Source organism: Pantoea sp. GCM10028869, assembly GCF_042666835.1.
In the GTDB taxonomy this organism is placed as follows: Bacteria; Pseudomonadota; Gammaproteobacteria; order Enterobacterales; family Enterobacteriaceae; genus Pantoea; species Pantoea leporis.
This window is the reverse complement of sequence record NZ_JBHTGO010000004.1, coordinates 234,779-258,604: the sequence shown is the minus strand read 5'-3', so window position 1 is coordinate 258,604 and position 23,826 is coordinate 234,779. Positions and strand designations below refer to the sequence as shown.

Below are 23,826 nucleotides of genomic sequence, written 5' to 3'. Positions count from 1 at the left end.
ACAAAAAATCCCGCACAATGGCGGGATTTTTCTTTTCTCTGGCAGTTACCAACCGAGCGCTTCGCCGACCAGCAAATAGAGATTGAGGGCGATCACCAGCACCACAATCAGCCGCCCGGCATTTTGCATCAGGCGTGAGTTCACCATCTCATCGCCCATCAATTCGCGGTTGCCGGTAAAGGAGAGCAGCGGAATCAGCGCCAGCGCGATACCGAAACTCAACAGCACCTGACTCATTACCAGAATGCGCGTGGGATCCCAGCCCGCCCAAATTACTATAAAAGAGGGCAACATGGTGATAGTGCGGCGGAACCACAGCGGAATGTGGAAACGGATAAAGCCCTGCATCACCACTTGTCCCGCCAGCGTGCCAACCACGGTTGAGGAGAGACCGGCAGCCACCAGACTCAAACCAAACACAATTGCTGCCGCTTCACCCAACAGCGGTTGCAGCGTTAGGTATGCCTGATCGAGATCGACGATGCTGGAGTGACCGCTAAAGTGAAACGCCGCGGCGGCGGTGGCCATCATCGCCAGATTCACAAAGCCAGCGATGGTCATGGCGATAGCCACATCCAGCTTGGTTGAACTGTAACGTTGCGCCTTGCTGCCTTTATTGCCGTGCTGCGTCAGCGCCGAGTGCAGATAAATCACGTGCGGCATAATGGTGGCGCCTAACACACCAGCAGCGAGGAATACCGCATCCGATGTTGGCAGCGATGGCAGCGCCATGCCAACCACCAGCTCACTCACTTTAGGCTGGGAGAAAAACAGCTCCACAATATAAGCCGCCGCTACAAACAGCAGCAGACCGCCAATCACCAGTTCCAGCGGCTTCTGCCCGCGACTTTGCAGCATCAGAATCAGGTAGGTCGCGATACCGGTTAACACCGCACCCTGCAGCAGGGAAATGCCAAGTAATAGCTTGAAGCCGAGCGCCGCGCCGATAAATTCAGCGAGATCGGTGGCCATGGCGATGATTTCCGCCTGCACCCAATAGAACCACACCGCCGGGCGCGGGAAGCGATCGCGGATGTGTTCTGCAAGATTTTTGCCGGTAGCAATGCCCAGCTTGGCGGACATCAGCTGGATCAGCATCGCCATGACGTTGGCCCACACCACCACCCATAACAGCTTGTAGCCGTAGGCGGCGCCGGCCTGAATGTTGGTCGCGAAGTTGCCGGGATCGATGTAGCCAATCGCCGCAATAAAGGCGGGGCCCAGCAGCGCGAGTTTGATCTTTCTGGCTCCGCGAGCGGCGCGCTCGGCGGTGCGGCTTTCTAGCATAGTTTTACCCTGTCCTAATGCTTGTTGACCTGTCCAGATTAAGGGTCATTCAAGGCAGATGAAATTTGGTTATAGTTATTGTAGTAATAGATGGTGCTATAAAGTATAGCCATTGCTATACATTGCGGTAAAGTCAGTTCTTGCTAAAAACAATTGCAACGCAAAAGACTCTACTCTTGGGTTATTTTATAGACAATGTTTTTGTGGATATTTCTTGTGATGAATTTGTAATAGGGTTGTGAGCGGTCAGACTTATCTGAGAAAAAACGCGATAGCGAATACTTATAATGTGGTTTTGATCTCGTTTTTAAGTAACGCGTTACATAGAATACGCAACAAAATACAACCCTCCTCAAATTTGGAGCCGACATGTCCCATGTTTTGCATTTTCTTTTAGCACTAGTGGTGGTAGCGGTGCTGGCCTTGCTGGTCAGCCACGATCGTAAAAGCATCCGTCTTCGTTATATCGTTCAACTTCTGGTAATCGAAATTCTGCTGGCCTGGTTCTTCCTGAACTCCTCCATCGGTCTCGGCTTTGTGCAGGGCTTCGCAGGATTCTTTGATCATCTGCTCAAATATGCCGCCGAAGGCACCAACTTCGTGTTTGGCAATATGAGCGAAAAAGGTCTCGCTTTCTTCTTCCTCAACGTGCTTTGCCCCATCATTTTCATCTCTGCGTTAATCGGTATTTTGCAGCATTTCCGCATCTTGCCGTGGGTGATTCGCGGCATTGGTACCGTGCTGTCCAAAGTAAACGGTATGGGCAAACTGGAATCCTTTAACGCCGTGAGCTCTCTGATTTTGGGACAGTCAGAAAACTTCATCGCCTATAAAGATATCCTTGGCAAAATGTCGCAGCGCCGCATGTACACCATGGCAGCGACTGCCATGTCGACGGTTTCGATGTCGATTGTCGGCGCCTACATGACCATGCTGCAGCCAAAATATGTGGTGGCCGCGCTGGTATTGAACATGTTCAGCACCTTTATTGTGCTGTCGCTGATTAACCCGTACCGCGTGGACAGCGAAGAAGATCTGCAACTGCAGGACCTGCATAAAGGCCAGAGCTTCTTCGAAATGCTGGGCGAATACATCCTCGCCGGTTTTAAAGTTGCGATGATTGTTGCCGCAATGCTGATTGGTTTTATCGCCTTGATCACCGGTCTGAACGCGCTGTTCGACCTGATTTTCGGCATCAGCTTCCAGGGCGTGCTGGGTTATGTGTTCTATCCATTTGCGTGGGTGATGGGTGTTCCTTCACACGAAGCGCTGCAAGTAGGCAGCATCATGGCCACCAAACTGGTTTCCAACGAATTCGTGGCAATGATGGATCTGCAGAAAATCGCCGGTCAGCTGTCGCCACACTCGGAAGGTATTCTTTCTGTGTTCCTGGTCTCCTTTGCTAACTTCTCCTCAATCGGGATTGTGGCGGGCGCGATTAAGGGTCTGCACGAAGAGCAAGGTAACGTGGTTTCACGCTTCGGCCTGAAACTGCTGTACGGTTCAACGCTGGTGAGCGTGCTGTCAGCCGCTATCGCTGGTCTGGTATTGGCCTTCTGATATACGGGGCGAGCTGCGGCTCGCCCTTCTGTTCTTAATTATTTCAATCGGTTCTAATCCGCGTCGCTTCCGCTTTTCCCCCGCTATCACCCGCTTCACAGTTAAACGCAAAACCTTTGCACAATATTGAATTTCCGTTCACACCGCCTGCGCCCGTAGTTTTTCTCCATGACGTCACTTCAGGAGAACCGCATGAGCATTCAATTCCTAGGCATGATAGGCCACCGCCTCGCTTCCGAAATCATTCCGGCTAGCGGCCCGCTGTTCGATAAAGAGTACATTGCGCGTTTTGCGCGGGCGCACGAAGACGCCGGTTTTGATCGCATTCTGGTGGGCTATTGGTCGGATCAGCCGGATGGTTTTCTGGTCACCGCGCACGCGGCGGCGCACACCTCGACGCTGAAATTTTTGCTGGCGCATCGTCCCGGCTTTGTCTCGCCGACGCTAGCGGCGCGCAAACTGGCTTCGCTTGATCACCTCACCGACAGTCGCTTAGCGGTGCACATCATCAGCGGCGGCAGCGATGCCGAGCAGCGCCGCGACGGTGACTTCCTCAATAAAGCCGAGCGCTATGCGCGTAGCGATGAGTTCCTCACCGTATTGAAGCAGAGCCTCGAATCCGCGCAGCCGTACGATCATCAAGGCCAGTTTTATCAGGCCGAGCAGGCGTTCTCAGCCATCAAACCGCTGCAGAATAAACTGCCCATCTATTTTGGCGGATCGTCGCAGGAGGCGATTGATGTTGCAGCACGCCATGCCGATGTGTTTGCGCTGTGGGGCGAGCCGCTGAAAGGCGCGGAAGAGACGGTACGCAACGTGCGTGCCGCTGCCGCCAGACAGGGCCGCGAAATTAACTTCAACATCTCGTTCCGGCCGATTCTTGGCACAACTGAAAAAGAAGCCTGGGAACGTGCGGAGCACATCCGCGCCACGGCCGAAAAACAGCTTAACGAAAGTGGCTTTGCCTTTGGTAAGGCGAAGCCGCAGAGCGTTGGCGCGCAGCGTTTACTCGCCGCCGCCAATGAAGGCGATCGTCTGGATAAAGTGCTGTGGACCGGCGTCGCAAAACTGGTTCAGGGCGGCTACAACTCCACTGCGCTGGTGGGAACGCCGGAGCAAGTTTCCGATGCACTGCTGGAATATTATCGCCTTGGCATTCATAGCGTGCTGATTCGCGGCTTCGATCCGCTTAACGATGCGGTGGAATATGGTCGCGAGCTGATTCCGCTGACGCGCGAGAAAGTCGATGCGCTCTCAGCCGCCGATAAAAGGAGCGCCTGAAGCTTATGAGCCAGTATCAGCACCAGCGCCTGCGTGATTTTGTCACCAATCTTGCCAACTTGCTGGATGCACAGCCGGAGGAGGCCACGGTGTTGCAGCGTGGCAGCACGTGGCTTGGCGAGTTGATTCGCCACGACGACTGGCTGGACGACGCCTTTACCCAACCTCATCCCGAACACTATCAACAATATTTGTTGTATGCCGATGCGCAGCAACGCTTTTCGGTGGTGAGTTTCGTCTGGGGGCCAGGCCAGCAAACGCCGATTCACGACCATCGCGTATGGGGACTGATTGGCATGCTGCGCGGCGCAGAGATTTCACAATCCTGGCAGCCGGGGCCAAACGGATTGCAGCCGGAAGGCGCGCCAGTCCGACTCGATCCCGGCCGCGTTGAAGCGGTGTCGCCGACGGTAGGCGATATTCATCGCGTCAGCAACGCCTATGACGACCGCGTCTCCATCAGCATTCACGTTTATGGCGCCAACATTGGCGCGGTCAAACGCGCGGTCTACCGCGAAGACGGCAGTGAAAAAACGTTTATCTCCGGTTACAGCAACCGTTACTTACCGAACATTTGGGACCTTTCACATGACTAAACCGGTTTTCCCTTTACGCCAGGCGGCGGAAATTATTGAGGCCCTGCGTCAGCAGCAGGAAGTGGCGATTGTCGATGTGCGCGATGAAGCGCTGTTTGCCACCGCGCATCCGTTGTTTGCGGTGAATATTCCACTGTCAAAACTGGAGCTTGAGCTGCTGGACCGCATTCCGCAGCGCACCACCGCGATCACGCTGTATGACGGTAACGAAGGCCTGGCGCAAACCGCTGCCGAACGGATTGCCGCGCTGGGTTACAGCAATGTCGCGCTGCTGGCAGATGATTTGGCCGGCTGGCAAGCGGCAGGCGGCGAACTGTTTATCGACGTGAATTCACCCAGCAAAGCCTTTGGCGAGCTGGTTGAGCATCACAATCACACACCTTCTTTATCTGCGGACGAGGTGCATCAGCTGATTAACAGCGATGCTAACGTGGTGGTGCTCGATGCGCGTCGTTTCGATGAATATCAAACCATGAGTATTCCAGGCGCCACCAGTGTGCCGGGCGGTGAACTGGTGCTGCGCGTACGTGACATCGCGCCATCGCCGGAGACCACGGTGATAGTGAACTGCGCCGGCCGCACGCGCAGTATCATTGGTACGCAATCGCTGGTGAACGCCGGGATTCGCAATCCGGTGTTCGCACTGCGTAATGGTACCATCGGCTGGACGCTGGCCGGGCATGCGCTGGATAAAGGCCAGTCGCGCCGCTACGGCGAGACCAGCGAAACCGCACAGCATCAGGCGGCGAACAATGCGCGCATCATCGCCGATCGCGCCGGTGTGGAACGTATCCCACTCGCCACGCTGAAACGCTGGCAGCAGGAGACGCGCACCACTTATCTGTTTGATGTGCGTGATGCCGACGAATACGCCGCCGGGCATCTGCCTGGCAGCCGCCATGTGCCGGGAGGTCAACTGGTGCAGGAGACCGATCATTACGCCAGTGTACGCGGTGCGCGTATTGTGCTGATTGATGATGACGGCGTGCGCGCCAATATGACCGCATCCTGGCTGGCGCAGCTTGGCTGGCAGGTTTCGGTGCTGGAGGAGCTGCAGGCCAGTGATTTCAGTGAACGCGGTAACTGGAAAGCGCAGGTGCCGCCCGTCGCTCAACCCGAATTCATCTCACCGCAGCAGTTAGCGGAATGGTTGCAGGAAGGGCAAACGCAGGTACTGGATTTCACCACGCGCGCGAACCATCTCCACAACCATATTCCGGGCGCGGCCTGGTTGCTGCGCTCTACCCTGCAGCAGCAAGGCAAAGCATTGTTGCCGGAGGCACGTCGCTATGTTCTGACCTGCGGCAGCAGCCTGCTAGCGGGTTATGCGGTGCAACAAGTGGCTGAGCTGACCGGCAAGCCGGTGTTTGTGCTGGAGGGCGGTAACGCTGCCTGGCGCGAAGCGGGTTTGCCAACGGAGCAAGGAGAGCAGCAACTGTTGTCCCCGGCCATTGATCGCTATCGCCGTCCATATGAAGGCACCGATATTGAAGCGGGCGTGATGCAGGCGTATCTGGACTGGGAATACGGTTTAGTGGCGCAGCTGGATCGCGATGGCACGCACGGTTTCCGGGTGCTGCAATTGCAGCCGCAGGCTGTTACGGCCTGATGATAATTTGCGTGGTGAGTGATGAGGTCGCCAAAATGGCGGCCCTTCAAACGACAAAAATCGCAATTTACTGCGTTGCGTTTAAGAAGGTATTTTTTTGAATGTGTTCAGAATGAACAGAGATTTGGTGGAGATAAGCGGGATCGAACCGCTGACCTCTTGCATGCCATGCAAGCGCTCTCCCAGCTGAGCTATACCCCCACATCTGGAAATCATTTTTCGGTCAAACCGTTGGGAGCGGTTTGGTGGAGATAAGCGGGATCGAACCGCTGACCTCTTGCATGCCATGCAAGCGCTCTCCCAGCTGAGCTATACCCCCGAACCGAAAAACTGCCGAGTAAACTCGACGGACGGGATAATATGAAACCGCCCCTTGAGTGTCAACGTCAAATTTTCGTTCTGTGTTTGATCGCTGAAAAAGGCGTCAACCCCGCGTCAGCATGGTTTTTTTTTCAACACGCCATCCCGCTGCGCGACTATTTATATGCACCATCCGGCAATGCTTCCCCACTCCAACCTCAACCCTGCGTTAACTTTAGGTTAAAGATGTTAGAAGCAGTCTTGTTTTCGTTAAAAGTGCGTGTAAAACTTAGCGCGCTAATTAACCGGTCATCCTACCAGGGTGTTCTCTCAATGACCGGCCAGCAACGTCCCCATTAATCCATAAAAGAAAAGTGAACTATGTCGCTGCATACACCTAAAGAGATCGCCCAACTGGCGATTCAAGCTGGCGTGGCTAAAAGCCGCCTGCCTATCTCCACCTTGTTGATTCTTGGCTTTATGGCCGGTGCGTTTATCGCCACTGGCTTCCTGCTCGATCTGCATGTCATTAACCAACTGCCTGCTGAATGGGGTTCATTCGGCGTGCTACTCGGCGCTGCGGTGTTCCCGGTCGGGTTGATCATGACGGTACTGGCGGGCGGCGAGCTGCTGACCGGCAATATGATGACGATGCCCATCGCCTGGTTCGCTCGTCGCATCAGTGGCTTCAGCGTTCTGCGTAACTGGTTTTGGGTTACCCTCGCCAATTTCATTGGCAGCGTTGCGGTTGCATGGTTCTTTGGTCACATGCTGGGCATGACCGAAGGCGATTACCTGAAAAAAACCGTGGCGATTGCGCACGCAAAAGTGAATGCCGATTTCCTGCATGCCTTTATTTCCGGCGTGGGCTGCAACTGGCTGGTGTGTCTGGCGGTGTGGCTCGCCTTCGCCAGTAAAGATGTAGTGGGTAAAATTTTCGGTATGTGGTTCCCGGTGATGGCGTTCGTGGCGATTGGCTTCCAGCACGTCGTCGCAAACATGTTTATTGTTCCGGCAGCAATTTTTGCCGGGCAGATGAGCTGGGCGGAATTTGCGCCAAACGTGATCGCGGTGTTCCTCGGTAACGGCGTGGGCGGTGCAATTTTTGTTGGCCTCACCTATTTCATCGCTTTCCGTCCGGAACAACCCGCAGTGAGCCAGGCGCAATAACCTAATTTTGCCTTTTGTTGGAGAGCAGAAGGCATTTTCTGTTCAGGTTACTTTTCCCCGTTACGTTTTGTTGTAATATGTAGAACTAATGTATTTAACAGGGACAGCATCGTGAAAAAGGAATGGCTTACCCCCGAGGAGCTCGCGCAGGAAACGGGCTACAGTCGGCAAACGGTGAATAAATGGATCAAGCGTGAAAACTGGACAACCACGCCAAAGCCCGGTGTTCAGGGCGGTAAAGCGCGATTGATCCATATAGATGAGCGCGTAAAGAGCTTTGTTCAATCCACCCGCCACGCGAACGAACCGGCGGCTAATTACGGTGCACAACAAAATACGTTACCTGCGTTATTAATAAATTCTGTCCAGCAAATGACGGCAGCGGAGCAAGAGCAATTTGCGGCGTTGTTGTTGCGGGAGGGAATTCGAGGCGTACTGGAACGTCTGGGGATTCAGGAAGAATAAATAAGCCGGAAGCAGATGCTTCCGGCTTTTTCACATTATGCGTTTGCTTCGCGCTCCGCGATGAATGCCAGCGCTTTTTCGATTCGCGCAACGCTGCGGCTGCGACCAATCGCTTCCACCGTCACATCCAGCGCCGGTGACTGACCAGAACCGGTCACCGCTACACGCAGTGGCATACCGACTTTGCCCATCCCCAGCTCCAGCTCATCTGCCGCAGACTGAATTGCATGATGCACATTCTCTGCGTTCCAGTTGCTGTCGCTGATTGCAGCCAGTTTGTCGCGCACCACTTCCAGCGGCTGACGCGCGACCGGACGCAGATGCTTCTTCGCCGCGTCAGCATCAAAGGCTTCAAACTCTTCATAGAAGTAACGGCAAGATGCCGCAATCTCTACCAGGGTTTTGCAACGCTCGCCCAGTAAGGTAACCAGCTTTGCCAACTCCGGACCGGTGCGGGTATCAATCTTCTGCTGCTCAATATGCCATTGCAGCTGCGTAGCAACGTACTCCGGCGGCAGCGTATTAATGTAGTGATGATTTAGCCACTGCAGTTTTTCAGTATTGAAAGCACTGGCCGACTTACTCACGGCATCCAGAGTGAACAGCTCTGCCATTTCCGGCACGCTGAAAATTTCCTGATCGCCATGTGACCAGCCAAGACGTACCAGATAGTTGAGCAGCGCTTCCGGCAAATAACCGTCATCACGATACTGCATCACGCCAACAGCGCCATGACGTTTGGACAACTTCTTACTGTCATCGCCCAGGATCATTGATACGTGCGCGTAAGTTGGCACTTCTGCACCGATCGCTTTCAGGATATTGATCTGGCGTGGCGTGTTGTTGATATGGTCTTCACCACGAATCACGTGAGTGATGCCCATATCCCAGTCATCCACCACCACACAGAAGTTATAGGTGGGTGAACCGTCGGTACGACGAATGATCAGGTCATCCAGTTCCTGGTTGCTGAATTCAATCGGACCACGAATCTGATCGTCAAAGATGACAGAACCGTCCTGCGGGTTGCGGAAGCGCACCACGCACGGTTCATCAGCGGCGTGATGTTCATGGCTGTCGCGGCAGCGGCCGTCATAACGCGGCTTTTCGCCTTTTTCCATCTGCTCTTCACGCAGCGCATCGAGACGTTCTTTGCTGCAGTAGCATTTATAGGCCGTGCCCGCTTCCAGCATGTCGTCGATCACCGCGTTGTAGCGATCAAAACGCTTGGTCTGATAATACGGACCTTCATCCCAGTTAAGGCTCAGCCAGTTCATACCATCCATGATGGCTTCAATGGCTTCCGGTGTGGAACGCTCCAGATCGGTATCTTCGATACGCAGAACGAATTCGCCTTTGTTATGGCGAGCATAAAGCCAGGAGTAAAGAGCAGTACGAGCACCGCCTACGTGCAGATAGCCCGTTGGGCTGGGTGCGAAGCGAGTTTTGATTTTCATTCAGCATTGCCTTAAATGCGCAGGTTTCATTGTCTGGATGACAAAAAAACGGGTTAACGCGAAAAAACAGTGCGCACATTCTAGCAGGTGAGGCTGATTCCTCAATGATTGTCGCGGTGGCATCCCGGTTTGCTGTGCGCTTTTCTGCTAATAAAACCAGCACATTGGCGAAAAGCACCCCACGATGATTATTTTTAAAGCGAACGCACATTTAAGTTTTAAAAACCGTTGACTCACTTTGAAGGATCCCTATAATGCGACTCCACACAGCGGGGGTGATTAGCTCAGTTGGTAGAGCATCTCCCTTACAAGGAGGGGGTCGGCGGTTCGAGCCCGTCATCACCCACCACTCTTTAGAAGGTTTAAAGATGGCCCGCAGTGAACAAGAGATAAGATATGGGTGATTAGCTCAGTTGGTAGAGCATCTCCCTTACAAGGAGGGGGTCGGCGGTTCGAGCCCGTCATCACCCACCATATCTTAGTCAGATGACACTCTTGTTAAGCAGTACCGAAGTGGGTGATTAGCTCAGTTGGTAGAGCATCTCCCTTACAAGGAGGGGGTCGGCGGTTCGAGCCCGTCATCACCCACCACTTCGGGTCGTTAGCTCAGTTGGTAGAGCAGTTGACTTTTAATCAATTGGTCGCAGGTTCGAATCCTGCACGACCCACCAATGTAAAAAGGCGCCCTAAAGGCGCCTTTTTGCTATGCGTTAAATCTGTGGTTAATGCGCTAAATCCCAACGAACCCTTTTCGCAAGTTTAACATTCCCTGCCCTCAAGCCTCCTTATACTCTGACCGATAACGATAATGGTCTATTGCAAGGAGAAAACCATGTCTATATCCAGCGTAGGTAGTGTCAGCACCGCAAGTAGCGGCGGCGGTTCTACCTCAGAAATCGCCAGCCTCTATAAACAGATTCAATCCATCACTAAGCAGCTGAAAGATCTTTCCAGCGACGATACGCTCACCGATGAGCAAAAGTCTGAACAGGAGCAGATGCTGCAATCACAGATTCAAATGATCGAAGCGCAAATCGCGCAAATTGAGCAGCAGCAAGCTGAGAAAGCGCAACAGAAACAGGAAGCACAGCAACCTGCGGCCACCAAAGCTGATGGTATTAACCGCCCAACTGATACCAATCAAATCAACGTGTACGTTTAAAACGCCGGCTTTAGCATGCGTTGTTGCGTCAGCAGGGCTGCCTGCTGGCGCACTTCCTGCCAGATCGCTTCTGCGGCGGGTGTCAGCGAGCGGTTTTTGCGCTTTATCAGCATCAGGCTGCGGTTAATTTCAGGATAAAGACGCCGCACCGTGAGTTTGCGTCCTGACGGCAACGGCAAGGCCAGCGCAGGCAGAATGCTGATGCCAATTCCCGCTTCCACCATCGGATAAAGCGTAGCGGGATGACCGATTTCCTGCACTACATGCACACTCAACGCCAGCTGTTGCAGCGCGGCATCAACTAACACGCGACTGCCGGAAGCATAATCCTGTAGCACCATATTGCGTCCGGCCAGCATCGACCATTGCGCCTGTTCAATTTGCGCCAGCTCGTCATCTTCATGACACAGCAGTAAAAAAGGCTCCTGCAAAATCTCTTCGCTGTCAAAATCAGTGTCGTTGAGCGGGCCAATTACAATGCCAAAATCAACCTCCGCATTGCGTACGCTTTGCAGCACCCATTGCTGTACGCGGTCATGCAGGATGACGCGGATATCCGGATAGCGCTGCTGGCTGCTGGCCAGGCACTGCGGCATCAGATGGGCAGAAGGCGTTTGGCTGGCGGCAACACGCACCGTGCCGCTGCGCTGTTCGCCATAGCTGCGCACATCCAACACGGTGGTATTGAGGTCGTCCAGCAGACGATTAAGCCGTGTGGCCAGCTGCTGCCCCGCCTCGGTCAGCATCACTTCCCGCGTGGTGCGATCGAGCAAGCGCACGCCCATTTCCGCTTCCAGCTCTTTAATGCTATGGCTGACCGCCGACTGACTTAAACCAATCGCTTGGCCGGCCAGACTGAAGCTGCCGTGATGCGCCACCGCGACAAAGGTACGCAACTGACGTAAGGTGTAATTCATCGATATCGCTCATAGATTGATGCAATAAATCAATTTTATTTCTAAACCCAGCAGGCGCACAATCAGCACCATCATTTTTCTAAATTTAACCGGATTTTAACAATGGGATTTTTACGCCTCGATCCGATGATGATTAAACTCATCATTACCGTGCTGCTGGCCAGCTTTATTCCTGCCAAAGGCGTCTTTGTCGATATCTTCGAATATCTGACCACTGCCGCCATCGCCCTGCTGTTCTTTATGCATGGCGCCAAACTGTCGCGCGAGAAGATCATTGCCGGCAGCAGCCACTGGCGTTTGCACTTGTGGATTATGTGCAGCACCTTTGTGATTTTCCCGATTATTGGTTTGCTGATTGTCTGGTGGCATCCGGTTAACGTCAGCCCGGAGATTTACACCGGCTTTATCTATCTGTGTATTCTGCCAGCGACCGTGCAATCCTCAATCGCCTTCACCTCAATGGCGGGCGGCAACGTCGCCGCTGCGGTCTGTGCAGCTTCAGCCTCCAGCCTGCTCGGCGTATTTGTCTCGCCGCTGCTGGTGAATCTGGTGATGAATGTGCATAGCGAAATGCCGGGCAACGGTCTGGAGCAGATTGGCAAAATTATGCTGCAACTGCTGGTGCCGTTTGTTTTAGGACATCTGTCGCGTCGCTGGATTGGCGCGTGGGTCGAGAAGCATCGCAGCCTGATTGGTAAAACCGACCAAACCTCGATTCTGCTGGTGGTTTACTCCGCCTTCAGTGAAGCGGTGGTGAACGGCATTTGGCATCGCGTGGGCGTGGATACCTTGCTGTGGATTCTGGTTGGCAGCGTGCTGGTGCTGTTTATCGCACTGGCGATTAACCTGGCGGCATCGCGCCTGTTTGGCTTCAGCCGTGCGGACGAGATTGTGGTGCTGTTCTGTGGCTCGAAAAAGAGTCTGGCGAACGGTGTCCCGATGGCCAACATCCTGTTCCCGGCCAGTTCCGTGGGGATTATCGTGCTGCCGCTGATGATCTTCCATCAGGTGCAGTTAATGGTGTGTTCTTTCATTGCCCAGCGCTATAAAGCCGGCAATGAAAAACGGCTGGCGCAGCAGCAAGTAGAAGCGCAGAAGTCCTAAATACAACGGCCCGCAAAAGCGGGCCGTTTTGTTATTCATTGCGCTTGAGCGGTTTGATTAAACCTTCCAGCCCTTCGATCTTGATGGTCAGCGTCAGCTGCATCAATTCGCCTAACTTACCGGCCGGGAATTCATCTTTGCGAGCGAACCACAGCAAATACTCCTCCGGCACATCAATCAGCGCTCTGCCCTTGTACTTGCCGAACGGCATCACGGTATTGGCGATTTCAACCAGTTGCTGTTTATCCACATTACGCTCCGAGCAGGCGAATCATTTCCGCTTCGTCGATCACCGGAATGCCGAGCTCCTGCGCTTTCGCCAGCTTGGAACCGGCCGCTTCCCCCGCAATCAGCAAATCGGTTTTCTTCGACACGCTACCGCTCACTTTAGCGCCCAACGCTACCAGACGCTCTTTGGCATCATCGCGATTCATCTGCGACAGAGAGCCGGTCAGTACCACGGTTTTACCGGCAAATGGACTATCAATTTCTTCGACATTGACCACTTCAACCTGCGGCCAGTGCACGCCAATCTCTTCAGTAAGATCGCGAATAACGGCGCGGTTGCTCTCTTCATCCATAAAGTTACGCACATGCGTCGCCACCACTTTGCCGACATCTTGTACTTCAATCAGCGCATCGAGATCGGCGTTCATCACCTTTTCCAGCTCGCCAAAGTGATTGGCAAGGTTGGCGGCAGTGGCTTCGCCCACTTCGCGAATACCCAGCGCATAGAGGAAACGTGCCAGCGTGGTGGATTTGGCCTTTTCCAGCGCATCAACCACGTTCTGAGCCGATTTAGGGCCCATGCGATCGAGTCCGGTTAGCTTACCGGCAGTAAGGCGGAACAGATCGGCTGGCGTTAAGACGTACTCTTTCTCCACCAACTGATCGATGATCTTATCGCCCATGCCATCGACATCCATCGCACGACGCGAAACGAAGTGTTTAAGTGCTTCTTTACGCTGCGCGCCACAAATCAGGCCGCCGGTGCAGCGCGTCACAACTTCACCTTCCACGCGTTCAACGTCTGAACCGCACACCGGGCAATGACCTGGGAAGACGATTTCACGCGTCTCTGCCGGGCGCTCCGATTCCACCACGTTGACCACTTGCGGAATCACGTCACCGGCGCGGCGAATCACCACCTTGTCGCCAATGCGCAAACCCAGTCGGGCAATTTCATCGGCGTTGTGCAGCGTGGCATTACTTACCACAACGCCCGCAACCTGAACCGGCTCCAGACGCGCGACGGGCGTAATCGCGCCGGTGCGGCCCACCTGGAATTCGACATCGCGCACGAACGTCATCTGTTCCTGCGCCGGGAATTTAAAGGCTACAGCCCAGCGCGGCGCTCGCGCCACAAAGCCGAGCTGCTCCTGCAGCGCCTGCGAATCGACCTTGATAACCACGCCATCGATATCGAAGCCGAGCGACGGGCGCTCCTGCTCAACCTGACGATAAAACGCCAGCACTTCATCGGCGCTGTGTGCCAGGCGAATACGATCGGTGACTGGCAATCCCCACGCCTTAAACTGTTGCAGACGTTGCCAATGGCTGGCAGGCATTTCACCGCCTTCCAGCAGACCAAAACCGTAGCAGAAGAAGGTCAGTGGACGTTTAGCGGTGATGCGTGGATCGAGCTGGCGCAGTGAACCGGCTGCGGCGTTGCGTGGGTTAGCAAAGACTTTCGCGCCGGTGCGACGCGCTTCTTCATTCAGCTTTTCAAAACCGCTTTCGGTGATAAACACTTCGCCACGCACTTCAACGCGTGCGGGGATGTTATCGCCATGCAGACGCAGAGGAATGGCGTGAATTGTGCGCACGTTCGCCGTGATGTTCTCGCCGGTGGTGCCATCTCCGCGCGTCGCCGCACGCACCAGCAGGCCATCTTCATACAGCAAGCTCACGGCTAGACCATCCAGCTTGAGCTCGCAGCAGTAAGTCAATTCGTCAGTGCTTTTAAGGCGATCCTGCACGCGTTTATTAAAGGCAAGGAAGCCCGCTTCATCAAAGGTGTTGTCCAGCGATAACATCGGCACTTCATGACGCACTTGCTCAAAAGCCGCCAGCGGTGCCGCACCCACGCGTTGGGTGGGTGAATCAGGGGTGATCAAATCAGGATGTGCGCTTTCCAGCTCGCGCAGCTGAACCATCAATCGGTCATACTCTGCATCCGGAATTTCCGGCGTATCCATCACGTGGTAGAGATATTCGTGGTGACGTAACGTGGTGCGCAGCGCGGTGATCTGCTCCTGAACCGATTTCATAGTCTCTTATCCGATAAAAAACCCCCGACAGGCGGGGGTTATACTTGTTTTGACTCAGCTAGCGGCGATTAACCGATAACTTCGCGAATACGCGTTTTGTAGGTTTCCAGCTTCTGCGGCGTCATCATGCGACGCTCATCATCCAGCACCACGCCGCCTACATCATCAGCGATACGCTGCGCGGATTGCAGCATCAGCTTGAAGTTCTGATTCGCATCGCCGTACGACGGCACCATCATGAAGATCGAGACGCCAGGCGTTGAGAAATTCCCCATTTGATCCGGATCGAATGAACCCGGCTTCACCATGTTCGCCAGGCTAAACAGCACCGGACCGCTGCCGGCTGGGCTAAGATGGCGATGGAAAATGTTCATCTCACCAAACTGGAATCCGGCTTGCAGGATGCCCTGCAACAGCGCTTCACCGTTCAGTTCGCCGCCCGCATGTGCAGCGACGTGCAGCACTAATACGGCCTCTTTTTTACTGCCAGGCGCAGCAGCCGCTGGCTGTGGCGCTTCTGGTTGATGTGCAACTGGCGCTTCAGGTTCGAATTCTGGCTCTTCTGCGGCGAGGAATTCAGGTGCAGGTTGAGTCGCGGAAAGCGGTTCGTTATCCAGCAAAGGATCGGCCTGAATCGGTAGTGGTGCAGGCGCTGCCGTTGGCTTCGCCACTGGCGCTTGCGGCGCAGCCGGCTTACGCACTTCTGGCTCGTTATCCAGCAGCGGATCGCCTAATAATGGGTCAGCCTGACGTGATGCCGGTTGACGTACAGGTTCAGGCGCACGCGGCGCGCTCGCTGGACGTGCAGTGAATTCAGGTTCTTCATCCGCATCACGAGGACGACGTACACGGACTTCGCCGACGCCATCATCTTCTTCGCTCAGCAGATCTTCATCGGCTTCTTCGCGCTGTTTCAGACGTTTGTGCGGGCGATCACGAAACACGGAGGAGCGCTCTTTACGGCTGGTCCACAGTCCATGAAGTAGCAGCGCTATTATGGCGATCGCGCCAACAACGATTAATATCAGACGCAAATCCTGCATCATTGTATTCTCTGTTGTTCCAATACCTTGCCACCACGGCAAACTTTATCCTCTAACTGTATTTGCCCAGCTAAACAAGTGCAAGTCTGTGCAGTATTTTCTGACAAATTAGATAGCTGCCCCACGCTTTTTTGCTGTTTTTTCGCGCAAACACTGCCTGAAGCCGATAAAAAGCCAGGTTATGATGGACGCGCCGCTATATTTAGGAGAAAGGCTCGCTATGCCCGCAGGAAATTCGGTCTCAACATTTAATGGTGTTCACTACTTCGCTGAAGGATGGAAACTGGTGCGCCTGCCCGGCATTCGTCGCTATGTCATCATGCCGCTACTGATCAACATCGTGCTACTTGGCGGTGCCTTTATCTGGTTGTTTCAGCGCTTGGGGCAGTGGATCCCGGCTTTAATGTCACATATCCCTGACTGGCTGCAGTGGCTGAGTTATCTGCTATGGCCGCTCTCAGTGATTTCGATTGTGTTGGTATTCAGTTACTTCTTTTCGACTCTGGCAAATCTGATTGCCGCGCCCTTCTGTGGCTTGCTCGCCGAGCAACTTGAAGGGCGATTGACCGGAACGCCATTACCAGATAGCGGTTGGGTGGGCCTGATAAAAGACATACCGCGCATCATGAAGCGAGAGTTTCAGAAGCTCGGCTACTATTTGCCGCGTGCGCTTGGTTTGCTGTTGCTGCACTTTATCCCCGGCTTTGGACAAACGGTGGCGCCCGTTCTATGGTTTTTATTCAGTGCGTGGATGTTGTCCGTGCAGTATTGCGACTACCCATTTGATAACCACAAAGTGAGTTTCCAGCAGATGCGCCAGGCGTTGCGCCAGCACAAAAGCGCAAATATGCAATTTGGTGCGCTGGTTAGCCTGTTCACCATGATCCCGATTATCAATCTGGCGATTCTGCCGGTTGCGGTATGCGGTGCAACGGCCATGTGGGTGGATCGTTATCATGCACAACATGCACGCCGCTAAAGCTTTAAATCGTCTTATGCATTTTTGCGTAAGGCTTATGGTTGTGCGCTATATAGATATGCGATTTCTTTCCTTCCGCACATCATTAGAAAAGGTATGCTCTGAGGGTTCCCAATATTTCATACAGTTAAGGACGAGCTATGAGTAAGATCTATGAAGACAACTCTCTGACAATTGGTCATACGCCGCTGGTTCGACTGAACCGCATCGGTAACGGCCGCATTCTGGCTAAGGTCGAGTCGCGCAACCCGAGCTTCAGCATCAAATGCCGTATCGGTGCCAATATGATTTGGGACGCGGAAAAACGCGGTATTTTGAAGCCGGGCGTTGAGCTGGTTGAACCAACCAGCGGTAACACCGGTATTGCGCTGGCTTACGTCGCCGCAGCGCGCGGTTACAAGCTGACGCTAACCATGCCAGAAACCATGTCAATTGAGCGCCGCAAGCTGCTGAAAGCGCTGGGAGCTAACCTGGTGCTAACCGAAGGTCCTAAAGGCATGAAAGGTGCCATCGCGAAGGCGGAAGAGATTGTCGCCAGCGATCCGGACAAATATGTGCTGTTGCAGCAGTTCAGCAACCCAGCCAACCCGGAAATCCACGAAAAAACCACCGGTCCAGAAATTTGGGAAGACACCGACGGCGAAGTGGACGTGTTTATTGCGGGCGTGGGCACCGGCGGTACGCTGACAGGCGTGAGCCGTTACATCAAGAATACCAAAGGCAAGACCGAGTTGATTACCGTTGCCGTTGAGCCAACAGATTCACCGGTTATTGCTCAGGCACTGGCGGGCGAAGAGATCAAACCAGGCCCACATAAAATTCAGGGCATCGGTGCCGGCTTCATTCCTGGCAACCTTGATCTGGAATTGATCGACCGCGTAGTGGCGATCACCAATGAAGAAGCCATTAGCACCGCCCGTAAGCTGATGGAAGAAGAAGGTATTTTAGCAGGTATCTCTTCAGGTGCTGCCGTTGCTGCCGCGCTGAAGCTGCAAGAAGATGAAGCCTTCGCCAACAAGAACATCGTGGTGATTCTGCCCTCCTCCGGCGAACGTTATTTAAGTACCGCGCTGTTTGCCGATCTCTTCACTGAGAAAGAACTCCAGCAGTGATGCTTAAAGTCTGAAACTGACGAAAAAAGCACCCGAATGGGTGCTTTTTTGTGGTGCAGATCTCACTTTTATCACCAGACAGATTGCTTTCAGTGATGCGGCTCTGGTATTTAAGCTTCCAATTATTTCGGTGCCTGAAATTAATCTGCCTTTGAAGTGGATCAAGCTGAATCGATTTACTGATTTGGCGAAACGGCGAATCACGGCATAATGAGAAGAGTGGCGCATTCGTGCAGTTTTTGATCTGTCACTGTTAATGACGTACTCATTCGAGCGCATTTTATGGTGAGCTTAAAGCCATACCAGCGCACCTACACAGGCTAAAGTTACGGCTCCAGGCTAGACTTTAGATCCATAACACCAAACCTGATAAAGTTGGGGAAATAGAATGTTCCAGCAAGAAGTTACCATTACCGCACCTAACGGCCTTCATACTCGTCCTGCAGCCCAGTTCGTCAAAGAAGCAAAGGCTTTTAAGTCAGAAATCAATGTGACCTCTAATGGCAAATCTGCCAGCGCGAAAAGCCTGTTTAAACTGCAGACTTTGGGTCTGACTCAAGGTACGGTTGTTACGCTGTCTGCTGAAGGTGAAGACGAGCAGCAAGCGGTTGAGCACCTGGTCAAGCTGATGGCTGAGCTGGAGTAACCGGCTCAGTTCGCAACTAAACCGACCCCTTTGCCCCATTGAGTGCAAATATCTTGATCGCGGACAATCTGTCCGCGTTATTGCATCTTTAGAGTACTGCTCCGCGACAGTGGCGACGCATCGGGTCAATGAGCCATCGTGATTAAAAGGTAGGGTTATGATTTCAGGCATTTTAGCATCACCGGGTATCGCTTTCGGCAACGCACTTTTGCTGAAGGAAGATGAGATCGTCATCAGCCGTAAAAAAATTACTGACGATCAGGTTGAGCAGGAAGTTCAGCGCTTCCTCGATGGACGCAGCAAAGCTGCTTCACAGCTCGAAGCCATTCGCATTAAAGCCGGTGAAACCTTCGGTGAAGAGAAAGCGGCGATCTTTGAAGGTCACATCATGCTGCTCGAAGACGAAGAGCTTGAGCAGGAAATCATCGACCTCATCAAGAAAGACCACGCTACCGCGGACGCCGCTGCTCACACCGTGATTGAAGGCCAGGCCGTTGCACTGGAAGAGCTGGATGACGAATACCTGAAAGAGCGTGCGGCTGACGTACGTGATATTGGTAAGCGTCTGCTGCAGAACATTCTCGGTCTGCACATTGTCGACCTGAGCGCGATTGCTGACGAATCTATCCTGGTGGCGAAAGATTTAACGCCGTCAGAAACCGCACAGCTGAACCTGAAGAAGGTGCTGGGCTTTATTACCGATCTGGGTGGGCGTACATCTCACACCTCGATCATGGCGCGTTCGCTTGAGCTGCCTGCGATTGTCGGCACCGGCAACGTGACTGCCACCGTGAAAAACGGTGATTTCCTGATCATTGATGGCGTGAACAACAAAATTTACGTCAATCCAACTGATGACGTGCAGGAAGAATTGAAAGCAATTCAGACTCAATATCTGTCTGAAAAGCATGAACTGGCGAAACTGAAAGATCTGCCAGCCATTACGCTGGACGGCCATCAGGTTGAAGTCTGCGCTAACATCGGTACCGTGCGTGATGTTGCCGGTGCTGAACGCAACGGCGCGGAGGGTGTTGGCCTGTATCGTACCGAGTTCCTGTTTATGGACCGTGATTCACTGCCAACCGAAGAAGAACAATTCCAGGCGTATAAAGCCGTGGCTGAAGCCGTGGGTTCGCAGGCGGTTATCGTGCGTACCATGGACATCGGCGGCGACAAAGATCTGCCTTACATGAACCTGCCGAAAGAAGACAACCCGTTCCTCGGCTGGCGCGCGATTCGTATCGCCATGGACCGTAAAGAGATTCTGCATGCGCAGCTGCGCGCGATTCTGCGTGCATCCTCATTCGGTAAACTGCGCATCATGTTCCCAATGATCATTTCAGTAGAAGAAGTTCGCATTCTGAAAGGCGAACTGGAGCTGTTGAAAGCGCAACTGCGTGAAGAAGGCAAATCCTTTGATGAGACCATCGAAGTCGGCATCATGGTTGAAACGCCAGCATCCGCAGTGATTGCTCGTCATCTGGCGAAAGAAGTCGACTTCTTTAGTATTGGGACAAATGACCTGACGCAGTATACTCTGGCGGTCGATCGTGGTAATGATTTGATTTCACACCTCTATAACCCAATGACGCCGTCTGTTCTTGGCCTCATTAAGCAAGTGATCGATGCATCACATGCCGAAGGGAAATGGACCGGCATGTGTGGTGAGCTGGCTGGTGATGAACGTGCTACACTACTGTTACTGGGAATGGGGCTGGACGAATTCAGCATGAGCGCCATTTCAATCCCAAGCATCAAGAAAATCATTCGTAATACTAATTTCGAAGATGCGAAGGCATTGGCGGAGCAGGCTCTGGATCAACCAACAGCGGATGATTTGATGAATTTGGTCAACAAGTTCATTAAAGAAAAAACGCTCTGCTGATCCACGGACGCTAGCCTCAAATTACTGCTTAGGAGAAGATCATGGGTTTGTTTTCTAAACTTTTTGGCGAAAAATCAGAGAGCGCGTCAGGCACTATTGATATCGTTGCGCCTCTGTCAGGCGAAATCGTAAATATCGAAGACGTACCTGATGTGGTATTCGCTGAGAAAATCGTGGGTGACGGTATCGCAATCAAACCAACCGGCAACAAAATGGTTGCACCGGTTGATGGTACTATCGGCAAGATTTTCGAAACTAACCACGCATTTTCAATCGAGTCTGATAACGGTATCGAACTGTTTGTTCACTTCGGTATCGACACGGTTGAGCTCAAAGGTGAAGGTTTCAAACGCATCGCTGAAGAAGGCCAGAAGGTTAAGAAAGGCGACGTGGTGATCGAGTTTGATCTGGCACTGCTGGAAGAGAAAGCGAAATCCACGCTGACGCCGGTTGTAATCTCGAACATGGACGAGATTAAAGACCTGATCAAACTCTCCGGTCAGGTAACTGTGGGCGAGACTCCGGTTATCCGCATTAAAAAGTAAGCTTCGGCTGATTCGTGAGAATTGCAAAACGGCACCCAAAGGGTGCCGTTTTTTGTTTCAGTCTGCCCTACTCTTGCATCTTTCAACGCGCACAATGCGGGAAGAGGTCGGGACGACGGGGCAGAGGAGTAAAGCGTCTCGCGCCAGGGAAGGCGCGAGCCGAGGCCCAGGGACGGTTTATGCCGTCTTTACGATCTGCCCCGTTGTCCTGACCGACTGCACTAAGCCTTATTCCTGCTTCCAGCGCGGTAACCTTAACGTTAACTCCAGACCACCTTCCGGGCGATTTACCGCCTGAACTTCACCGTGATGCGCCAGAATCACCTTACGCACAATCGATAGCCCCAAACCGTAGCCTTTGCCCATCAGCGGAGAATTAACCCGTACAAAAGGATCGAAGATGCTCGAAAGCTTCTCATCGTCCACGCCCGGCCCTTGATCGCGCACGCTAATTGCCAGCCACTGATTTTCCGCCTGTAGCCGCACGTTGATGTGCTGCCCTTTGTGCGAGAATCGCAGCGCATTGCGCAGCACATTCTCCACACCACGACGAATCAGTTCCGCATTGCCGTGAACGGTGTAATCCGCATTCTCATCCACCTGAAAATCGACAATCACGCCGGGAATCTGCGCTTCGTAGCGCACATCCGTCACCACCGCATGCAGCAGGCCGGTAAGGTCGAAATATTGTTCCCCCGGCATGCTTTCGTGCTCAGCACGCGAAAGCGTCAGCAGCTCGCCAATCATCTTGTCGAGGCGTCGGGCTTCCTCATCAATGCGATTGAGCGAGGATTCGACGGATTCCGGCGTCTGCCGCGCCAGGCCTGTCGCCAGCTGCAAGCGCGCCAGCGGTGAACGCAGCTCGTGGGAGATATCATGCAGCAGCTCCTCGCGCGCTTTCACCAGCGTATCGAGGCGCTCGACCATCGCATCAAAATCTTGCGCAACGTTCGAGAGCTCATCATGGCGTTTTCGCATCACCGGATAGAGCCGTACCGACAAATCACCGCTGGAGACGCGCGCAAAGCCCTCACGCAGCTGCCGCATTGGTCGCGTCAGGTTCCACGCCAGCAGCAGGCTAAACAGCAGCCCCAATGCGCCAGCGAAGGTAAACATCGGTTCGGGGATATTCAGGATGCGGCGCGGGCGGCCGCCGCCCATTGAGCTGTCTTCGCGCAGACCTTTAACGTCGTAACGCAGCTCGTACTGTTTGCCATCCTGCCCTTTTACCCAGCGCACAATCACATCAGGAAACGGTCCCTGAAAGGGTTCGTTGATGCTTTCTGGCGGCGCATTGTTGGGCGTCGCAGCGGGTTTTTCGTGCTGGATCACCGAGAAGAATTGCCGATCGTTCGGTTCCCAGTCGGCCATCATGTCATCAAGCGAGCTGGGACCACCGCGCTCCAGCACTGAAACCGCTGACGCCATTTGCAGATTAACGATACGCCGAATCGCCACCAGCTCTGGCGGCTCATGTCGATTACCGGAGAGCGTAAAACCTAGCCACAACAGTTGGCTGATGATGACAAACACAATCCAGAAGCCCAGCAAAATTTTCCAGAACATGCGGCCGCGATAGCTGTGTTTCATCGAATGCGATAACCAATACTGCGCACAGTTTCAATGTTGACGCTGTCGGCAGTTAACGCTGCCAGCTTTTGACGGATGTTGCTGATGTGCACATCAACGCTACGATCGTAAGCTTCGCGCGGACGACCAAGGCCTTTTTCCGACAGCTCATCTTTCGACACCACGCGATCCGGCGCACGCAGCAGCAGATCCAGCAAGTTAAACTCTGAAGCCGTCAGATCGAACGCTTTGCCCTGCCACTCGGTGATACGTGTGGCGGGATTGAGGCTGAGATCGCCCCAGCGTAGCAGCTCTTTCTTATCCGGCAGCGGAGTCTGATCTTCAAAGCGACGCAGCACGGCACGCAGACGGGCCACCAGTTCACGCGGATAGCACGGTTTCGGCATGTAATCATCCGCACCCATTTCCAGGCCGATCACCCGATCAATATTGTCGCCTTTCGCCGTCAGCATAATTACCGGTAATCGGCTGTTCTGTCGCACCTGGCGCAGCACATCGATGCCGCTCATATCAGGCAGCATGATGTCGAGAATCATTGCGGTATAGTTGCCCGATAACGCGCCTTCCACACCGGCGCTACCGGTTAAAACCAGTTGTGTTTCAAAACCTTCAGCAATCAGGTATTGGCTCAACATGGTGCCAAGTTCTACATCATCATCAACCAGCAGAATTTTCATCGTTATCTCTCGTGTAAATTGCCGCTATTTTGTCCTGAGTCCACAACGAACGCAGCCGGTTTTACGCGATCCTTACGTTGCTTACGTCAGACGATTATTACGAAGACTATAGACAAAAATGGCCTGGACGTACCATCACAGTACGCGCAGGCCAAATCATCGGTGGGAAAG

The 23,826-nt window shown here is 53.5% G+C and carries 21 protein-coding genes and 6 tRNA genes; 17 read left to right on the top strand and 10 right to left on the bottom strand.

Annotated features, from left to right (window positions below):
- Nucleotides 1-45 precede the first annotated feature (45 nt).
- Entirely contained in the window at nucleotides 46-1,287 is a 1,242-nt protein-coding gene (locus ACFQW4_RS12550; protein ID WP_008101352.1) for an Nramp family divalent metal transporter, read from the bottom strand.
- A gap of 369 nt (nucleotides 1,288-1,656) precedes the next feature.
- Here ACFQW4_RS12550 and ACFQW4_RS12545 point away from each other — a divergent pair, with 369 nt between their 5' ends.
- From ACFQW4_RS12545 to ACFQW4_RS12530, 4 genes are all read left to right on the top strand, one after another.
- Entirely contained in the window at nucleotides 1,657-2,847 is a 1,191-nt protein-coding gene (locus tag ACFQW4_RS12545) for a NupC/NupG family nucleoside CNT transporter (protein ID WP_101763591.1), read from the top strand.
- Nucleotides 2,848-3,039: 192 nt separating this feature from the next.
- Entirely contained in the window at nucleotides 3,040-4,128 is a 1,089-nt protein-coding gene (locus tag ACFQW4_RS12540) for an LLM class flavin-dependent oxidoreductase (RefSeq protein ID WP_377725608.1), read from the top strand.
- Nucleotides 4,129-4,133: 5 nt separating this feature from the next.
- Nucleotides 4,134-4,724, top strand: coding sequence for a cysteine dioxygenase (locus ACFQW4_RS12535; RefSeq protein WP_192411429.1), 591 nt, complete (start codon nucleotides 4,134-4,136; stop codon nucleotides 4,722-4,724).
- Complete coding sequence (locus tag ACFQW4_RS12530) at nucleotides 4,717-6,333, top strand: rhodanese homology domain-containing protein (RefSeq protein ID WP_377725605.1); 1,617 nt, start codon at nucleotides 4,717-4,719, stop codon at nucleotides 6,331-6,333. Before ACFQW4_RS12535 ends, ACFQW4_RS12530 begins: the two co-directional genes overlap by 8 nt.
- 125 nt (nucleotides 6,334-6,458) lie before the next feature.
- Here the strand turns inward: ACFQW4_RS12530 and ACFQW4_RS12525 are convergent.
- Both ACFQW4_RS12525 and ACFQW4_RS12520 read right to left on the bottom strand, forming a co-directional pair.
- A tRNA-Ala gene (locus tag ACFQW4_RS12525) sits at nucleotides 6,459-6,534 on the bottom strand.
- A 42-nt stretch (nucleotides 6,535-6,576) separates the two neighbouring features.
- A tRNA-Ala gene (locus tag ACFQW4_RS12520) sits at nucleotides 6,577-6,652 on the bottom strand.
- 362 nt (nucleotides 6,653-7,014) lie between these two features.
- On the opposite strand from ACFQW4_RS12520, the gene ACFQW4_RS12515 reads away from it, so the two are divergent.
- Nucleotides 7,015-7,803, top strand: a complete 789-nt coding sequence (locus tag ACFQW4_RS12515) for a formate/nitrite transporter family protein (protein WP_101763587.1) — start codon at nucleotides 7,015-7,017, stop codon at nucleotides 7,801-7,803.
- Between the two features lie 111 nt (nucleotides 7,804-7,914).
- Nucleotides 7,915-8,268 (top strand): YfeC-like transcriptional regulator, encoded by a 354-nt coding sequence (locus ACFQW4_RS12510; protein WP_110866524.1) that lies wholly within the window; start codon nucleotides 7,915-7,917, stop codon nucleotides 8,266-8,268.
- Between the two features lie 35 nt (nucleotides 8,269-8,303).
- On the opposite strand, the gene gltX is transcribed toward ACFQW4_RS12510, so the two are convergent.
- Complete coding sequence (gltX, locus tag ACFQW4_RS12505; RefSeq protein WP_101763585.1) at nucleotides 8,304-9,725, bottom strand: glutamate--tRNA ligase; 1,422 nt, start codon at nucleotides 9,723-9,725, stop codon at nucleotides 8,304-8,306.
- A 273-nt stretch (nucleotides 9,726-9,998) separates the two neighbouring features.
- Between gltX and ACFQW4_RS12500 the strand changes: the two genes are divergently transcribed.
- From ACFQW4_RS12500 to ACFQW4_RS12480, 5 genes are all read left to right on the top strand, one after another.
- Nucleotides 9,999-10,074 (top strand) — tRNA-Val (locus tag ACFQW4_RS12500).
- 49 nt (nucleotides 10,075-10,123) lie between these two features.
- Nucleotides 10,124-10,199 (top strand) — tRNA-Val (locus tag ACFQW4_RS12495).
- Between the two features lie 41 nt (nucleotides 10,200-10,240).
- A tRNA-Val gene (locus ACFQW4_RS12490) sits at nucleotides 10,241-10,316 on the top strand.
- A gap of 4 nt (nucleotides 10,317-10,320) precedes the next feature.
- Nucleotides 10,321-10,396: transfer RNA gene (locus ACFQW4_RS12485), tRNA-Lys, on the top strand.
- Nucleotides 10,397-10,557: 161 nt separating this feature from the next.
- Entirely contained in the window at nucleotides 10,558-10,887 is a 330-nt protein-coding gene (locus tag ACFQW4_RS12480) for a FlxA-like family protein (protein WP_101763584.1), read from the top strand.
- On the opposite strand, the gene ACFQW4_RS12475 is transcribed toward ACFQW4_RS12480, so the two are convergent.
- On the bottom strand, nucleotides 10,884-11,804 hold the full coding sequence (locus tag ACFQW4_RS12475; RefSeq protein ID WP_101763583.1) for a LysR family transcriptional regulator: 921 nt from the start codon (nucleotides 11,802-11,804) through the stop codon (nucleotides 10,884-10,886). The genes ACFQW4_RS12480 and ACFQW4_RS12475 overlap by 4 nt on opposite strands.
- A gap of 102 nt (nucleotides 11,805-11,906) precedes the next feature.
- On the opposite strand from ACFQW4_RS12475, the gene ACFQW4_RS12470 reads away from it, so the two are divergent.
- Nucleotides 11,907-12,908, top strand: a complete 1,002-nt coding sequence (locus tag ACFQW4_RS12470; RefSeq protein ID WP_101763582.1) for a bile acid:sodium symporter family protein — start codon at nucleotides 11,907-11,909, stop codon at nucleotides 12,906-12,908.
- Between the two features lie 31 nt (nucleotides 12,909-12,939).
- Here the strand turns inward: ACFQW4_RS12470 and ACFQW4_RS12465 are convergent, their stop codons facing one another.
- From ACFQW4_RS12465 to zipA, 3 genes are all read right to left on the bottom strand, one after another.
- Nucleotides 12,940-13,158: a DUF3820 family protein gene (locus ACFQW4_RS12465; protein WP_101763581.1), complete on the bottom strand. Its 219-nt coding sequence runs from the start codon at nucleotides 13,156-13,158 to the stop codon at nucleotides 12,940-12,942.
- Between the two features lies 1 nt (nucleotide 13,159).
- A complete protein-coding gene (gene ligA, locus ACFQW4_RS12460; protein ID WP_217548922.1) occupies nucleotides 13,160-15,178 on the bottom strand; it encodes an NAD-dependent DNA ligase LigA in 2,019 nt (672 codons plus the stop codon).
- Between the two features lie 68 nt (nucleotides 15,179-15,246).
- Entirely contained in the window at nucleotides 15,247-16,224 is a 978-nt protein-coding gene (gene zipA / locus ACFQW4_RS12455; protein WP_377725600.1) for a cell division protein ZipA, read from the bottom strand.
- A gap of 217 nt (nucleotides 16,225-16,441) precedes the next feature.
- Here zipA and cysZ point away from each other — a divergent pair, with 217 nt between their 5' ends.
- The 5 genes from cysZ (at nucleotide 16,442) to crr (ending at nucleotide 21,388) form a co-directional block, all read left to right on the top strand.
- Nucleotides 16,442-17,200, top strand: a complete 759-nt coding sequence (gene cysZ / locus ACFQW4_RS12450; RefSeq protein WP_101763578.1) for a sulfate transporter CysZ — start codon at nucleotides 16,442-16,444, stop codon at nucleotides 17,198-17,200.
- Between the two features lie 140 nt (nucleotides 17,201-17,340).
- Nucleotides 17,341-18,312 carry a cysteine synthase A gene (gene cysK / locus ACFQW4_RS12445; protein WP_101763577.1) on the top strand — a complete coding sequence of 324 codons (972 nt, stop codon included), beginning with the start codon at nucleotides 17,341-17,343 and terminating at the stop codon, nucleotides 18,310-18,312.
- Between the two features lie 388 nt (nucleotides 18,313-18,700).
- Nucleotides 18,701-18,958 carry a phosphocarrier protein Hpr gene (gene ptsH / locus ACFQW4_RS12440; protein ID WP_101763576.1) on the top strand — a complete coding sequence of 86 codons (258 nt, stop codon included), beginning with the start codon at nucleotides 18,701-18,703 and terminating at the stop codon, nucleotides 18,956-18,958.
- Between the two features lie 157 nt (nucleotides 18,959-19,115).
- A complete protein-coding gene (gene ptsI / locus ACFQW4_RS12435) occupies nucleotides 19,116-20,843 on the top strand; it encodes a phosphoenolpyruvate-protein phosphotransferase PtsI (RefSeq protein WP_110866519.1) in 1,728 nt (575 codons plus the stop codon).
- A gap of 41 nt (nucleotides 20,844-20,884) precedes the next feature.
- Entirely contained in the window at nucleotides 20,885-21,388 is a 504-nt protein-coding gene (crr, locus tag ACFQW4_RS12430) for a PTS glucose transporter subunit IIA (RefSeq protein WP_008107804.1), read from the top strand.
- 228 nt (nucleotides 21,389-21,616) lie between these two features.
- Here crr and ACFQW4_RS12425 read toward each other — a convergent pair whose 3' ends face one another.
- Together ACFQW4_RS12425 and ACFQW4_RS12420 are read right to left on the bottom strand one after the other, a co-directional pair.
- Complete coding sequence (locus ACFQW4_RS12425) at nucleotides 21,617-22,978, bottom strand: ATP-binding protein (protein WP_101763574.1); 1,362 nt, start codon at nucleotides 22,976-22,978, stop codon at nucleotides 21,617-21,619.
- A complete protein-coding gene (locus ACFQW4_RS12420) occupies nucleotides 22,975-23,655 on the bottom strand; it encodes a response regulator transcription factor (RefSeq protein ID WP_008107810.1) in 681 nt (226 codons plus the stop codon). The genes ACFQW4_RS12425 and ACFQW4_RS12420 overlap by 4 nt, the downstream gene beginning before the upstream one ends.
- Between the last annotated feature and the right edge of the window lie 171 nt (nucleotides 23,656-23,826).